The organism is Streptosporangium sp. NPDC002721, assembly GCF_042888905.1.
Classification (GTDB): Bacteria; Actinomycetota; Actinomycetes; order Streptosporangiales; family Streptosporangiaceae; genus Streptosporangium.
On the sequence record NZ_JBIAQI010000002.1, the window covers coordinates 161,278 to 175,783 of the forward strand.

The following is a 14,506-nucleotide window of genomic DNA, read 5'->3' on the forward strand; positions in this document are numbered from 1 at the left end:
AGTGGAGACGTTCGTGGCCATCGATCTCGTTACTCGCCGTGAGTGGGGTGCCCGCCAGCCGCGCGGTTCCTACGGCAAGCTCAACTCCACCAGGGGAGTGAAGGTCCACTACACGGGCGGCCAGGTCAGCCCGGACATCGTGAACGACCACGCCAAGTGCGTCGCGCTGGTGAAGTCCATCCAGAACCACCACATGGACGGCAACGGCTGGATCGACGTCGGCTACTCCATGCTGGTCTGCCCGCACCGGAAGGTCTTCGAGGGCCGGGGCGCGCACCACGTCCCGGCCGCCAACGGCGCCGGGCTCAACAGCGCCCACTACGCGGTGCTCGGCCTGGTCGGCTCCTCGGGCTTCACCAAGCCGACTGACGGCGTCCTGCACGGCATCCTGGACGCCATCGAATACCTCAGGGACAAGGGCGGCGCGGGCAAGGAGATCAAGGGGCACCGCGACGGCTACTCGACCAGCTGCCCCGGCGAGCCGCTGTACGCATGGGTCAAGCGGGGCGCACCCCGTCCCGGCGGGGCTCCCGACCCGCCGGAGCCGCACCCCTCCTTCCCCGGCCGTACGCTCAAGCAGCCGCCGGTGATGAAGGGCGAGGACGTCCGCACCTGGCAGCGCCGGATGCGCGACCGGGGCTGGGCGATCGACGTCGACGGCCTGTACGGCCCCGGCTCCGGCGACGTCTGCAAGAAGTTCCAGAAGGAGAAGGGGCTGCCCGTCACCGGCGCCGTCGACCGCGCCACCTGGGACGCCGCCTGGCAGGAGCCCGTCAGCTGACCGCCACCCCCTGCGGGTGATGGCAGGCCACCCACTGGTCTGGGCCGATCCGCCGCATGACCGGCTCCTCGGCGGCGCACCTCGGCGTCGCCACCGGGCAGCGGGTCCTGAAGCGGCACCCGCTGGGCGGGGTGACCGGGGACGGGGGCTCCCCGCTGATCAGCCGGTCGGCGGGGGGAAGGTCCAGGCCACCGCGCGGCACGGAGGCGAGCAGCGCCCGCGTGTAGGGGTGGGCGGGCCGCCCGACCAGGGTGTCGCCCGAGGCCAGCTCGCAGGTCTTGCCGAGGTACATCACCAGGACGCGGTCGCTGATGTTCTTCACCACGGCCAGGTCGTGGGCGATGAACACCAGCGTCAGCCGGTAGCGCCTCTTGAGCTCCTCCAGCAGGCTCAGGATCTGGGCCTGCACCGACACGTCGAGCGCGGAGACCGGCTCGTCGCAGATCACCACCTCGGGGTCGAGCACCAGGGCCCGCGCGATGGAGATCCGCTGGCACTGCCCGCCGGAGAACTCGTGCGGGCGCCGGGTCGCGGCGGTGGCCGGGTCGAGCCCCACCGCCTCCAGCATCTCGTCGACCCTGTCGCGGCCCGTCCCCCAGACGCGCGGCCCCTCCGCGACGATGTCGCGGACCCGGCGCCGGGGGTTGAGCGACGAGATCGGGTCCTGGAAGATCATCTGAAGTCGCCTGCGGGTCCTGCGCAGCGTCTCGCCGCGCAGGCCGGTGAGCTCCACGCCGTCCAGCCTCACCGAGCCGCCGAGGGGCGCGGGCAGCTGCATCAGCGCCCGCGCGGCGGTCGACTTCCCGCAGCCCGACTCGCCCACGATGCCGAGCGTCTCGCCCCTGGCCACGTCGAAGCTCACCCCGGAGACGGCGTGCACGCGCCGCCCGCGCCCGGCCGGGAACTCCACGACGAGGTCCTCGACGCGGAGCAGCACCTGCTCGGGGGGACGGAGATGGGCGCTTCCGCTACCTGCCACGGGTGTCCACCCTCTCGATCCTCGTGTCCTGGGAGCCCACCCGCTCCGGGTACCAGCAGGCGTACAGGTGACCCGGGGTCTCGGCCTCGGCCAGCGGGGGCGCCTCGGTGGCGCACCGCTCCCGCGCGTACGGGCACCGGGGGTGGAACGCGCACCCCGGGGGCAGGTCCGCCAGGTCGGGCGGGCGGCCGGGGATGAGCTGGAGCGGGTGGTGGGCGGGGTCGGTGAGCCGGGGCACCGCCCGCAGCAGGGCCTCGGTGTACGGCATGCGGGTGCGCTCGAACAACGCCTCCGCGGGCCCGCGCTCGACCACCTTGCCCGCGTACATGACGACGACCTCGTCGGCCCAGCGCGCCACCACGGCCAGGTCGTGGCTGACCAGCACCATCGCCATGTCGCGTTCCTCGCGCTGGCGGTGGATGAGCCGCAGCACCTGGTCCTGGACGGTGACGTCGAGCGCGGTGGTCGGCTCGTCGGCGAACAGCACGTCGGGGCCGCAGGACAGCGCCATCGCGATCGTCACCCGCTGCCGCATGCCGCCGGAGAGCTGGTGCGGGTAGCGGCGCAGCGCCCGCGCGGGCTCGGGGATGCCGACCGAGGCCAGCAGCTCGACGGCCGCCTCCCGCGCCCGCTTGCGGCTCAGGCCCAGGTGCACCCTGAGCGGCTCCATCACCTGGGTGCCCACGGTCCTGACCGGGTTGAGCGCCGTCATCGGATCCTGGAAGACCGCTCCCAGCCGGGTGCCGAGCACCCCGCGCAGCTCCTTCGGGGACAGGGTGGTGAGGTCGCGGCCCTCCAGGCGCACCTGCCCGCCGCGCAGCACGCCCGCGCCGGGCAGCAGGCCGAGCACCGAGCGGATCAGCATCGTCTTGCCGGAGCCCGACTCGCCCACCACGGCGAGCGTGCGGCCGCGCTCCAGGGTGAAGGAGACGCCGTCGACCGCCCGCACGACGCCCCGCGCGGTCACGAAGTGCGTGCGCAGGTCGCGGACCCGCAGCAGCGCTCCCTCCCCTTCCGCCGGATCCTCGGCGACGGGCGGATCCCCGATGACCGCGGTGCCGCGCCGCACGGGCTCCAGGCCGCTCTGCCGTACGTCGGTCAGAGCCCTGAGCCGGTCGCCGACGAGGTTGAACGACAGCACGGTCAGGAACATGACGAGCGAGGGGGCGAGCACGACGTGCGGGGCGCCGTCCATCACCGCCCGGCCCTCGTTGATCAGCCCTCCCCAGGTCGGGGTGGGCGCCTGGACCGACAGCCCCAGGAAGGCGAGGCTGCCCTCGGCCACCACGGCGATCGCCATCCCGATGAAGGCGTAGGAGGCGGCCGGCACGGCCACGTTGGGGGTGATCTCCCGCAGCAGGATCCGCCGGTCCCGCGCGCCCAGGGCGCGGGCCGCGAGCACGAACTCCCGCCCGGAGAACGACAGGGTGGCGCCGCGGATCAGCCTGGTCCAGGCGGGCACCCCCAGCACCCCCAGCACGATCAGCACGTTGGTCAGGCTCGCCCCGGCGAAGGCGACCACGGCCAGCGCGAACACCAGCGCGGGGAAGGCGAGCGCGACGTCGTTGACCGCCATGATCACGGCGTCCGTCGCCCGCCCCCGGTACCCGGCGACGATGCCGAGCGGCGCGCCGACCAGCAGGCCGAGCAGCACCGCGCCGACGCCGACGCCGAGCGAGACCCGCGCGCCGTACACGACCCTGCTGAGCACGTCGCGGCCCAGGCCGTCGGTGCCGAACGGGTGCGCGAGGCTCGGTCCGGCCTGGGGCGGGCCGACCAGGGTCGCGTCGTAGCGCGGCAGCGGCAGCACGTCGGCGGCGAGGGCCGCGGCGAGCACCAGGCCGATCCAGGCCGCCGAGATCCAGAACCCCCTGCCCAGCCGCCTAGGCACGCCGGATCCTGGGGTCGACGGCCACGTAGACCAGGTCGACCGCGAAGTTGACCAGCACGTAGCCGATGGAGATCAGCACGACGCCCCCCTGCACTGTCAGGTAGTCGCGGGAGAAGATGGACTCGACGATGAGCCGCCCGACGCCGGGCAGCCCGAAGAGCGTCTCGATGATCACCGTTCCGCCGATGAGCGCGCCGAGGTTGAGCCCGACGGCGGTGACCAGGGAGATCGCGGACGGCCGCAGCGCGTGCCGCCACAGGATGCGCCGGGGCGACAGGCCCCGCGCGCGGGCCAGGGTGATGTAGTCCTCCTGCAGGGTGGCGATGAGGTCGGTCCGCAGCAGCCGCGCGTAGACGGCCATCTGCCCGCAGCCCAGGGTGACGGCGGGCATCAGCACCGAGGTGAGGTTCCAGCCCAGGTCGAGCGAGATCGGGGTCCAGCCGGTCGCGGGAAGCAGCCGCAGCTCGACGGCGAACACCAGGATCAGCACCACGCCCAGGACGAACACCGGGGTCGACAGCAGGGCGAAGCTCAGCGCGGTGAGCGCCTGGTCGAGCGCCCGGCCCGCCCGGCGGGCCGCCGCGACCCCGACGGGCACGGCGAGCCCTAGCGCGATCAGCTGCGCGGCCACCAGCAGCTCCAGGGTGACGGGCAGCCGCTCGGCGAGGGCCTCGGCGACCGGGACGCTCGTGATGGGGGAGGTCCCCATGTCGCCGGTGAGCAGGCCGCCGAGCCAGTCCAGGTAGCGGACCATCAGCGGGTCGTCGAGGTTCAGCTCCGCGCGCAGCCGCTCCCGCGCCTCCTCGCTCGCCGACAGGCCGAGGATCTGCGTGGTCGGGTCGCCCGGCAGCAGGTTGAGCAGCGCGTACGACAGGAAGGTGACGACGAGCAGTACCAGCGCCAGCCGGGCCGGCCGGGCCAGGATCACGGGTTGCCGACCCAGACCTGGGAGAACGGGTGGTAGGGGATGGGGGCGCCGGTGAGTGGCACGCCCTTGTCGCCGTCGGGCAGGAGATGCTCGCCGATCCCGCCGACCTTCGTCTTCGCGATCACCGCTCCGGTGCTGAGGTGGTCGACGAAGACGTACGGGACGAGCTCGCGCAGCCGCCGCTGGACGGTGGCGTAGGCCTGCTTGCGGACGTCGTCCTGGGGGTTGCTCCGGCCGGTGTCGAGGGCCTGGCTGAGCTCCAGGTCCTTGAGGCGGCTGAAGTTCAGGGAGACGCTCCCGACGGGCCGGGCGTAGTTCTGGTGCATCCAGACGTACTCGCCGTCGGGGTCGGAGGCGGAGAACTGCGTCCACACGGTGGCCTGGAAGTCGCCGGTGACGGCCCGGTTCACCAGGTCGGCCTGGTCGACCTGCCTGATCCGCACCTCCACCCCGGCCTTGCGCCACATGTCCTGGGCCAGCTCGATGCCCTGCATGGTGTTGGGGTCGGGCGGGGTGACCACCTCGAAGGAGATCTGTCCCTTCTCGGCCTCGACCTGGCCGACCAGGGCCTTCGCCTTCTCCAGGTCGTAGGCGGGGTAGTCGCCTCCGGGGGCGTACCAGCCGGAGTCCTTCGACCAGGGGCCGTCGGCCTCCTGGGTGAGCCCGCCGCGCAGGGTGGAGATGACCGCCGCCCGGTCGGTGGCGTGGGCGAGGGCCCGGCGCAGGCGCAGGTCGTCGAAGGGCGGCACGGCGGTGTTCAGCATGAACATGTACTCGGGCACCGCCATGCCCGCGGCCCGCTTGACCGTGTACGCGTCCTTGAGCGCGCCGAACTTGAGGATGTCGTCGTCGCGGGTGGTGCCCATCGCGTCGATCCCGCCCGCCTCCAGGGTCTGCGCCCGGGTCTGGGTGTCGGGCAGGACGCGGAACTCGACCTCGTCGAGGTAGGGCAGCCCCTTGCGCCAGTAGGAGGGGTTCCTGGTGACGACCATGCGGCTGCCCGGCGTGTACTCCTTGAAGACGAACGGCCCGGTCCCCACCGGCTTGCGGCTCGCCGCCTTGGGATCGGCCAGGGAGGAGGCGGGGACCACCATCCCGATCTGCGTGGCGAGATGGTAGGGGAAGGCCACCCAGGGGCCCGTCAGCTTCACCTTCACCGTCATGGGGTCGACCAGCTCGAAGGAGCCGACCGGCGTGAACGCCGCGCTGGTCAGCGGGGACGCCTTCTGCGCCTCCAGGTTGGCCTTGACCGTCTTGCCGTCCAGGGGCTCGCCGGTGGAGAAGGTGATCCCCGGGCGCACCTTGATCGTCCACTCGTCGGCGTTCCTGCTGGGGGTCAGCGACTCGGCCAGCACGGGTTTCCACTCGCCGGAGGCGCTCACGCTCACCAGGGTCTCGATGATCGTCCCGGCCATGCTGTAGCTCACGGCCGCGAACTGGTCGGTCACGGGGTTGAAGCCCGCCGCGTCGGCACCCAGGCCGTAGACCAGGCGCCCGCCCCGCACCGGCGAGGCCCCGGCGGCGGGTGCCGCCGCCCGGTCCGAGGGCGCGACGGGCCGCTCGCCGCTGCACGCGGCCAGCGCGGGTGCGAGCCCCAGCGCCAGCGAGGTGAGCAACGCCGTGGAAACCGTCAGACGCTTCACGTATGTCTCCTCCCGGTAGATCCCCCCGAGAGCAATTTCACCGATAGTACTATCGGCGAAAAATCGCACAAGCCTTTCAAGGCGATTGTTTGCGCCGGATGCTCGCGAAACCTCGCCGGTAGGATTATCGGCGAACGGAAAGTGAGGCGGCAGTGACAAGCACCCCCCTGACCAGGAGCGAGGCCAAGGACCTGACCAGGCGCCGCCTCATGCGCGCCGCGTTCACCATCCTCGACGAGGAGGGGGAGGCGGGCCTGACCACCGTCAGGGTCGCCCGCGCGGCGGGGATCGCCCAGTCCAGCTTCTACGTGCACTTCAAGGACCGGCAGGAGCTGCTGCGGGCGCTCGGAGACCGGGTGGGGGAGCGCCTGCGGGGGGCGATGCGCGAGGCGCGGCGCCGGGCGCGCGAGGCCCCCAGCGACCGGGAACGCCACCGCGAGACCTTCCGGATACCGCTGGAGGCCATCTGCCGGCACCCCGCGCTGTTCCGCCTGGGCCTGCGCGCCCGGCACGACCCCTCGTCGCCGTTCCACGAGTTCGCCGTCGAGAGCGCGGGCGCCTACCGGGCGCACCTGGTCGCGGACCTGGCCTCGTTCGGCTTCCCGAACGGCGGCGAGAGCGACCGGCGCCGCCTGGAGATGGTCGCCGACGGCATCGGGGCGTTGAGCGACGCGATGGCGATCGGCCACATCGACGGGCGCTACCCCGACCTGGAGGAGGTGGTCGACGTGCTCGTCGCCTTCTCGTACGGATACCTGCGGCTGCTCCGCAAGGACCCCGCGGCGTCGCCCGGCGATCCCCCCGCTTCTTCGGGGCCCTTTTCGGAACGATCCACCGACCCCCCTACCGCACCCACTGTTGACCCCAATATTGGTGTCCGTCACGAACCCGGGGGAGGCGTCCGGCGGGACGGCGCTTAGGATCCGGTGCATGACGGTGCCGCCTGAGGAGCCTCGAACGGCCGCCGAGTTCCCACCGGTCACCCGTGACCGGTGGCGGGAGCTCGCGCTCGGGGTGTTGCGTAAGTCCGGTGTCGAGACCGGCTCCCCCGAGGAGGAGCTGGCCTCCACCACCCACGACGGCGTGACGATCGCGCCGATCTACGACGCGTCCGACCTGCCCGGCGATCCGGGCCTTCCCGGAGCCGCCCCCTACGTGCGCGGTTCCCGCCCCGAGGGCGGCTGGGAGGTGCGGCAGCGCCACGAGGTGCCCGATCCGGAGGCGATCCTCGCCGACCTGGAGAACGGCGTCACCTCGCTGTGGCTCACCCTCGCCCCCGAGGACCTGCCCCGCGCCCTGGAGCGGGTCTACCTGGACCTGGTCTCGATCACGCTCGACGCGGGCAAGCGGACCCGCGAGGCGGCCGAGGCGCTCTTCACCCTGGCCGGGGAGCGGGAGGTTCCGGCGTCCTCCGGCGACGCGGCCGAGGCGCCCGGCGGCGCGGGAACGGCGGTGCCCGGCGGCGCGCCGGGGACGCTTTCCGGTGGCGACGGCGCGGGGGTGGTTTCCGGTGACCCCGGCCGCGCGCCCGGCCCCGCGGCCGGCGACGGGACGGTGAGGCTCACCGGGAGCCTGGGCGCCGACGCCCTCGACGACGCGCGGACCGCGGTCGAGCTGGCCCGCCGCTGCGTGAGGGACCACCCGGGGCTCAGGGCGGTCGTCGTGGACGCCACCCCGTACCACGAGGCGGGCGGAGGCGACGCGGAGGAGCTCGGCTGCTCGGTCGCCGCCGGGGTCGCCGCGCTGCGGACCCTGGTCGGCGCCGGCCTGACGATGGAGCAGGCGTTCGGGCAACTGGAGTTCCGGTACGCCGCCACCGCCGACCAGTTCCTCACCATCGCCAAGCTCCGGGCCGCCCGCAGGCTGTGGGCGCGCGTCGCCGAGGTGTGCGGCGTCTCCGGTGTCTCCGGTGTCTCCGGGGCCCCCGGCGCGGCGCAGCGACAGCACGCGGTGACCAGCTCGGCCATGATGACCGCCCGCGACCCGTGGGTGAACATGCTCCGTACCACGCTCGCCTGCTTCGCGGCCGGGGCCGGCGGGGCCGACGCGGTGACCGTGCAGCCCTTCGACGCCCGGCTCGGCCTGCCGGACGCCTTCGCCCGCCGCATCGCGCGCAACACCCAGTCGCTGCTCGTGGAGGAGGCCGGGGTGGCCCGGGTGATCGACCCGGCCGGAGGCTCCTTCTACGTGGAGCGGCTCACCGAGGACCTGGCGGGCAGCGCCTGGACGTGGTTCCAGGAGATCGAGCGCGCCGGGGGCATGGCCGACGCCCTCGCCTCCGGGTTCGTCACGAGACGGCTCGCCGCCACCTGGGAGCGGCGCTCGGCCGCGATCGCCAGGCGCCACGACCCGATCACCGGCGTCAGCGAGTTCCCCGACCTGGCCGAGAAGCCCCTGAGCAGGCGGGCCAGGCCCGCCGAGGGGGCCGCGAGGGCCGCCGGGAGCACCGGGGTGCACTACGCGCAGGAGTTCGAGGCGCTGCGCGACCTGGCCGACGCCCAGAAGACCCGCCCGAAGGTCTTCCTGGCGACCATCGGCCCGGTGGCCGCGCACACCGCCAGGGCGTCGTTCGCGGCGAACCTGTTCCAGGCGGGCGGCATCGCCACCGTGACCGGCGGCGCCGCCACCGATCCCGGCGAGATCGCCGCCGCGTTCACCGCGGGCGGCGCGAAGGTCGCCTGCCTGTGCTCCAGCGACCGGCTGTACGCCGGGCACGCCGAGGCGGTGGCCGCCGCGCTGAGGGGCGCGGGGGCGGTAAAGGTCTGGCTGGCGGGTAAGGGAGAGTTCGAGGGCGTGGACGCCAACCTCTACGCGGGCTGCGACGCGCTCGGCGTGCTCCGGACGACCTTCGAGGACCTGGGGGTGGCTCGATGATTCCCGACTTCTCCGGCATCGAGCTCGGCCCCCGGCCGGCCGCCCCGGATCCCGGCGCGGCGACCCGGCCCGGCCAGGAGGTTCAAGATCCCGGCGCGGTGGCCCCGGAATTCGGCGCGGCCCCGGAGCCTGGCGCGACCCCGGAGCCCGGCGCGGCCCCGCATTCCGGTGCGGTGGACCCGGAGCCCGGCCTGGTGGCCTGGGCGCGGTCGGTGCGCGAGGCCACCGGGAGCGACCCCGGGGAGCTGGTGTGGGAGACCCCCGAGGGGATCGACGTCAAGCCGCTCTACACCGCCGCCGACCTGGCCGGGCTCGACTCCCTGGACACCTATCCCGGCGCGGCCCCCTTCCTGCGCGGCCCGTACCCCACCATGTACGTCAACCAGCCGTGGACCATCCGCCAGTACGCCGGGTTCTCCACCGCGAGCGAGTCCAACGCCTTCTACCGGCGCAACCTGGCCGCCGGGCAGAAGGGCCTGTCGGTCGCCTTCGACCTGGCCACCCACCGGGGCTACGACTCCGACCACCCGAGGGTGGCCGGGGACGTCGGCATGGCGGGCGTGGCCATCGACTCCATCTACGACATGCGGCAGCTGTTCGACGGGATCCCCCTCGACAGGATGAGCGTGTCGATGACCATGAACGGCGCGGTGCTCCCGGTGCTCGCGCTCTACGTCGTGGCCGCCGAGGAGCAGGGGGTGGCCCCCGAGCAGCTCGCCGGGACCATCCAGAACGACATCCTCAAGGAGTTCATGGTCCGCAACACCTACATCTACCCGCCGGGCCCCTCGATGCGGATCATCTCCGACATCTTCGCGTACACCAGCGAGAGGATGCCGAAGTTCAACTCGATCTCGATCTCGGGGTACCACATCCAGGAGGCCGGGGCCACCTGCGACCTGGAGCTCGCCTACACCCTCGCCGACGGGGTGGAGTACCTGCGGGCGGGCGTCGGGACGGGCCTGGACATCGACGCCTTCGCGCCGCGCCTGTCGTTCTTCTGGTGCATCGGCATGAACTTCTTCATGGAGGTCGCCAAGCTGCGGGCGGCGCGGCTGCTCTGGGCGCGGCTGGTGTCCGGGTTCGGGGCGAAGAATCCCAAGTCGCTCTCGCTGCGGACCCACTCGCAGACCTCCGGCTGGTCGCTCACCGCCCAGGACGTCTACAACAACGTCGTCCGCACCTGTGTCGAGGCGATGGCCGCCACCCAGGGCCACACCCAGTCGCTGCACACCAACGCCCTCGACGAGGCCCTCGCCCTGCCCACCGACTTCTCCGCGCGGATCGCCCGAAACACCCAGCTGCTGCTCCAGCAGGAGTCGGGCACCTGCCGGGTGATCGACCCCTGGGGCGGCTCCTACTACGTCGAGCGGCTCACCCACGAGCTGGCCACCAGGGCCTGGGGCCACATCCAGGAGGTCGAGGCCGCCGGGGGCATGGCCAGGGCGATCGACCAGGGACTGCCGAAGCTGCGCATCGAGGAGGCCGCCGCCCGCACCCAGGCGCGCATCGACTCCGGGCGCCAGCCGGTCATCGGGATCAACAAGTACCGGCTGGACACCGACGAGCCCATCGAGGTGCTGAAGGTCGACAACACCTCGGTGCGCGCCCAGCAGCTGGAGAAGCTGCGCCGCCTGCGCGAGGAGCGCGACCCCGACCGGGTGGAGGAGGCGCTCACGGCGTTGACGAAGGGCGCCGCGAGCGACGGGAACCTGCTCGCGCTCTCGATCGAGGCGGCCCGCGCGATGGCCACGGTCGGGGAGATCTCCGACGCGCTGGAGCGGGTCTTCGGGCGGCACGCGGCGCAGATCCGTACGATCACCGGGGTCTACCGCGAGGAGGTGGGATCGGGCGTGGACGGAGTCCGCGCGGCCTGCGCCGAGTTCGAGCGCCTGGAGGGCCGCCGTCCCCGCATCCTGGTGGCGAAGATGGGCCAGGACGGCCACGACCGGGGCCAGAAGGTGATCGCCACGGCGTTCGCCGACCTCGGTTTCGACGTGGACGTCGGCCCGCTGTTCCAGACGCCCGAGGAGGTCGCCCGCCAGGCGGTCGAGGCCGACGTGCACGTGGTCGGCGTGAACTCGCTGGCCGCCGGGCACCTCACGCTCGTCCCCGCCCTCCGCGAGGCGCTGGCCGAGCTGGGCGCGGACGACATCATGATCGTGGTCGGCGGGGTCGTCCCGCCGGGCGACTTCGACGCGCTGCGCGCGGCGGGCGCGAGCGCGATCTTCCCGCCCGGCACCGTGATCGCCGACGCCGCCCGGGGGCTGCTCGCGGACCTGCTGACCCGGCTGGGCCACGACGCGGACGCCCTCACCCGGCCGGGTCATGACACGGACGCTCTCACCCGGCCGGGTCATGACACGGACGCTCTCACCCGGCCGGGCCATGACGCGCACCCTTGACGACTACGTCCAGGGGGTGAAGGAGGGCTCCAGGGCGTGGATCGCACGGGCGATCACGCTGGTGGAGTCCTCCAGGGCCGACCACAGGGACCTGGCCCAGCGGCTGCTGACCGAGCTCACCCCCCTCGGCGGCGCGGCGCGCAGGGTCGGCATCACCGGCGTGCCCGGCGTCGGCAAGTCCACGTTCATCGACGCTCTCGGCACCCGGCTGACCGGGGAGGGTCACCGGGTGGCGGTGCTCGCCGTCGACCCCTCCTCGACGCGTACGGGCGGGAGCATCCTGGGCGACAAGACCAGGATGTCGCGCCTGGCGGTCGACCCGGACGCCTTCATCCGCCCCTCGCCCACCTCGGGCACCCTGGGCGGGGTCACCAGGGCGACCCGCGAGGCGATGGTCGTGGTGGAGGCGGCCGGGTACGACGTCGTCCTCGTGGAGACCGTCGGCGTCGGCCAGTCCGAGACCGCGGTGGCCGACATGGTCGACACCTTCCTGCTGCTCACCCTGGCCAGGACGGGCGACCAGCTCCAGGGCATCAAGAAGGGGGTGCTGGAGCTGGCCGACGTGATCGCGATCAACAAGGCCGACGGTTCCGAGGGCAGCCCCCACGAGCTGGACGCGCGAAAGGCCGCCAGGGAGCTCGCCGGGGCGCTGCGCCTGCTGGGCGCGGAGCGGACGCCCCCGGTGCTGACCTGCAGCGGGCTCACCGGCAACGGGCTGGACGAGCTCTGGCGGCAGGTCGTCCTGCACCGCGACGGCCTGGAGGCCTCGGGGGAGCTCGCCGAGCGCCGCCGCCGCCAGCGGGTCCGCTGGACCTGGGCCCTGATCACCGACAGGCTGCTCACCCGGCTGCGCGAGCACCCCGAGGTCGCGGCGATCGTCGCCGAGGTGGAGGACGAGGTCCGGGACGGCGCGCTCACCCCGTCGCTGGCCGCCGAGCGCATCCTCGCGGCCTTCACCAAGGACGGCTGACGGCCCCGGGCGCGAGCCCGCCGTCACTGTGGGTCACGCCAGGTCATCGCTTGATCGGCGTCCCGATCCGCCATTAAAGCGCTCACGTTAAGCGCATGTTAACAAGGCTCGTGTCCGAAAGTAGCAAGATTTATATTCTATACGAGCTTGATCACTTCTAGTGGGTCATGTGATACTTCGTGCGAAGATTAACTAATGTTGTGATGTGATGCGCTTTATCGTGTAAAACGCAGAATGAGACAGGCGAGGAGGTCCGGAGCGTTCCAGGATTGCCGGCCGAGCGGTCCCCGATTCGCAGGTTGACCAGTCCTTCTCCACGCTCCGAGCAGGACGCGGGACAGGTGGGATGTCCCGTTTCCGCACACCGCCGCACCACACATGTGCGGGCGGTTGTCTCGTGCTGCGCGAATTCACGTCACGCGAGGTGGGAGACGTTTACCTATGTCCATGGACGTGCGGGCCCGTACCGGCCGCCGGGCGAGATCCGTTCCGATGCGCCGGGCCCTGCCGAGATTGCTTCGCGAACCGGCGGGCGCGCTCGCCGAGTTCGCCCGCGAATCCCAGGGGGAGGTCGTCCGGCTGGAACTGGGGCCTTTCCGTCCCTACCTGGTCACCCACCCCGACCACGTCCAGAAGGTGATGCGCCTCGAATGGACGAAGCACCAGCGCATGGGCATGTTCTGGCGGCCGCTCGAGCGGCTCTTCGGGCACAGCGTGATGAGCGACGGCGAGCACTGGCAGAGCAGCCGCAAGATCCTGCAGCCGCTGTTCACCACGCGGTATGTCGCCACGATCGCCGACGAGGTGGCCAGGCGCGTCACCGGGCGCGTCGAGGAATGGGACGAGTACGTCCGGTCGGGACGCGACTTCGACGCGGCCACGGAGATGTCCAGGATTCTCAGCTACATCGTCAACCGGGTGCTGTTCGGGGACAAGCTCAGCCGGGAGGACGGGGAGCGCATCATTCCCGCTTTCGAACAGGCGTCCTATTCGCTTGTTTACCGGATTCTCATGCCGTTCATGCCGTATTTCATGCGCATCCCCGGCGACCGGACCTTTCTGAAGGCCGTGGAATCGATCGACGACGTGGTGTTCCCCGTCGTGAGAAAGGCGATGGCGAATCCCGACGACAACGTCGACGTCATCTCCGTCCTCTGCCGGTTCGTCGACGAGAACGGTGACAGGCTCACCGAGAAGCAGATCCGCGACGCGCTGGTCAGCGTGTACGCGGCGTCCTCGGAGACCACCGCGATGATCCTCACCTGGCTGTGGCTGCTGCTGGAGGAGCACCCGGACGTGGCGGCCAGGCTCCAGGCGGAGATCGACGAGGTGGTCGGCGAGGGACCGGCCGTGCCCGAGGACATCCCCCGCCTCGTCTACACGCGCATGGTCCTGCAGGAGACCCTCCGGCTGTACCCCGCCGGCTGGTTCCTGCCCCGCCGGGTCATGGAGGACGCGGAGATCGGCGGAGTGTGGATCAAGGCCGGATCGTCGGTGCTGGTCACCCCGTACGCCACCCAGCGGCTGCCCGAGTTCTGGGAGCGGCCGGACAGTTTCGACCCCGAGCGGTTCGCGCCGGGGAGGCTGGAGAGCGAGGAGCGCAGGCACCGCTACTCCTACTTCCCCTTCGGCGGCGGCCCGCACCGCTGCCTGGGCGAGCCCCTGTTCTACGTCGAGGCGCCGCTCGTGGTCGCGAGCATCCTCAGCCGCTTCCGGATGTCGGTGCGCACCCCCGGACCGTTCGACACCGGCTGGGCCGCCTCGCTGCGTCCCCGGCAGAAGGTCGCGCTGGGCGTGTCCTTCAACGGCCGCGACCGGAGCGGGGCCCTGCGATGACACCCCGGCCCGATCAGGGCACCCGGCCGGATCCGCGTGTCCGGTCCGGTTCAAAGGCTCAGCCCGGTTCGGGGGCTCAGCCCGGCTCGGGGGCTCAGCCCGGTTCGGAAGCTCAGCCCGGTTCGGAGGTCCGGCCCGATTTGCAGGTCCGGCCCGGTTCGGAGGTCCGGCCCGGTTCCGGTGTCCGGCCGGACGCCCG

At 72.3% G+C, this 14,506-nt stretch carries 10 protein-coding genes; 6 read left to right on the forward strand and 4 right to left on the reverse strand.

All coding sequences use genetic code 11. The features are described from left to right. Nucleotides 1-13: 13 nt before the first annotated feature. Nucleotides 14-781 carry an N-acetylmuramoyl-L-alanine amidase gene (locus ACFYWM_RS02940; RefSeq protein ID WP_389907788.1) on the forward strand — a complete coding sequence of 256 codons (768 nt, stop codon included), beginning with the start codon at nt 14-16 and terminating at the stop codon, nt 779-781. Here the strand turns inward: ACFYWM_RS02940 and ACFYWM_RS02945 are convergent. From ACFYWM_RS02945 to ACFYWM_RS02960, 4 genes are read right to left on the reverse strand one after another with little or no spacing between them, the layout of a single operon-like run. Then, a complete protein-coding gene (locus tag ACFYWM_RS02945; RefSeq protein ID WP_389907790.1) occupies nt 774-1,760 on the reverse strand; it encodes an ABC transporter ATP-binding protein in 987 nt (328 codons plus the stop codon). The two genes, ACFYWM_RS02940 and ACFYWM_RS02945, sit on opposite strands and share 8 nt — an antisense overlap. After that, on the reverse strand, nt 1,750-3,651 hold the full coding sequence (locus tag ACFYWM_RS02950; protein ID WP_389907792.1) for a dipeptide/oligopeptide/nickel ABC transporter permease/ATP-binding protein: 1,902 nt from the start codon (nt 3,649-3,651) through the stop codon (nt 1,750-1,752). Before ACFYWM_RS02950 ends, ACFYWM_RS02945 begins: the two co-directional genes overlap by 11 nt. Then, nucleotides 3,644-4,579 carry an ABC transporter permease gene (locus tag ACFYWM_RS02955; protein ID WP_389907794.1) on the reverse strand — a complete coding sequence of 312 codons (936 nt, stop codon included), beginning with the start codon at nt 4,577-4,579 and terminating at the stop codon, nt 3,644-3,646. Before ACFYWM_RS02955 ends, ACFYWM_RS02950 begins: the two co-directional genes overlap by 8 nt. Continuing rightward, entirely contained in the window at nt 4,576-6,222 is a 1,647-nt protein-coding gene (locus tag ACFYWM_RS02960) for an ABC transporter substrate-binding protein (protein ID WP_389907796.1), read from the reverse strand. Before ACFYWM_RS02960 ends, ACFYWM_RS02955 begins: the two co-directional genes overlap by 4 nt. A 152-nt stretch (nt 6,223-6,374) precedes the next feature. On the opposite strand from ACFYWM_RS02960, the gene ACFYWM_RS02965 reads away from it, so the two are divergent. The 5 genes from ACFYWM_RS02965 (at nt 6,375) to ACFYWM_RS02985 (ending at nt 14,307) form a co-directional block, all read left to right on the forward strand. Further along, nucleotides 6,375-7,142, forward strand: coding sequence for a TetR/AcrR family transcriptional regulator (locus ACFYWM_RS02965; protein ID WP_389907798.1), 768 nt, complete (start codon nt 6,375-6,377; stop codon nt 7,140-7,142). A gap of 10 nt (nt 7,143-7,152) precedes the next feature. Continuing rightward, nucleotides 7,153-9,096: a methylmalonyl-CoA mutase family protein gene (locus ACFYWM_RS02970; protein WP_389907800.1), complete on the forward strand. Its 1,944-nt coding sequence runs from the start codon at nt 7,153-7,155 to the stop codon at nt 9,094-9,096. Further along, the gene (gene scpA, locus ACFYWM_RS02975) at nt 9,093-11,501 is read left to right on the forward strand and encodes a methylmalonyl-CoA mutase (protein WP_389907802.1); all 2,409 of its coding nucleotides are present in this window, start codon (nt 9,093-9,095) and stop codon (nt 11,499-11,501) included. The genes ACFYWM_RS02970 and scpA overlap by 4 nt, the downstream gene beginning before the upstream one ends. Next, nucleotides 11,485-12,471, forward strand: a complete 987-nt coding sequence (gene meaB / locus ACFYWM_RS02980; RefSeq protein WP_389907804.1) for a methylmalonyl Co-A mutase-associated GTPase MeaB — start codon at nt 11,485-11,487, stop codon at nt 12,469-12,471. The genes scpA and meaB overlap by 17 nt, the downstream gene beginning before the upstream one ends. Before the next feature lie 441 nt (nt 12,472-12,912). After that, nucleotides 12,913-14,307: a cytochrome P450 gene (locus ACFYWM_RS02985; protein ID WP_389907806.1), complete on the forward strand. Its 1,395-nt coding sequence runs from the start codon at nt 12,913-12,915 to the stop codon at nt 14,305-14,307. Nucleotides 14,308-14,506 lie beyond the last annotated feature (199 nt).

What these genes read in the sequence shown, in the direction of transcription:
- scpA (WP_389907802.1), top strand. Translation starts at nt 9,093, where the DNA reads ATGATTCCCGACTTCTCCGGCATCGAGCTCGGCCCCCGGCCGGCCGCC.
- meaB (WP_389907804.1), top strand. Translation starts at nt 11,485, where the DNA reads ATGACGCGCACCCTTGACGACTACGTCCAGGGGGTGAAGGAGGGCTCC.
- ACFYWM_RS02985 (WP_389907806.1), top strand. Translation starts at nt 12,913, where the DNA reads ATGTCCATGGACGTGCGGGCCCGTACCGGCCGCCGGGCGAGATCCGTT.
- ACFYWM_RS02970 (WP_389907800.1), top strand. Translation starts at nt 7,153, where the DNA reads ATGACGGTGCCGCCTGAGGAGCCTCGAACGGCCGCCGAGTTCCCACCG.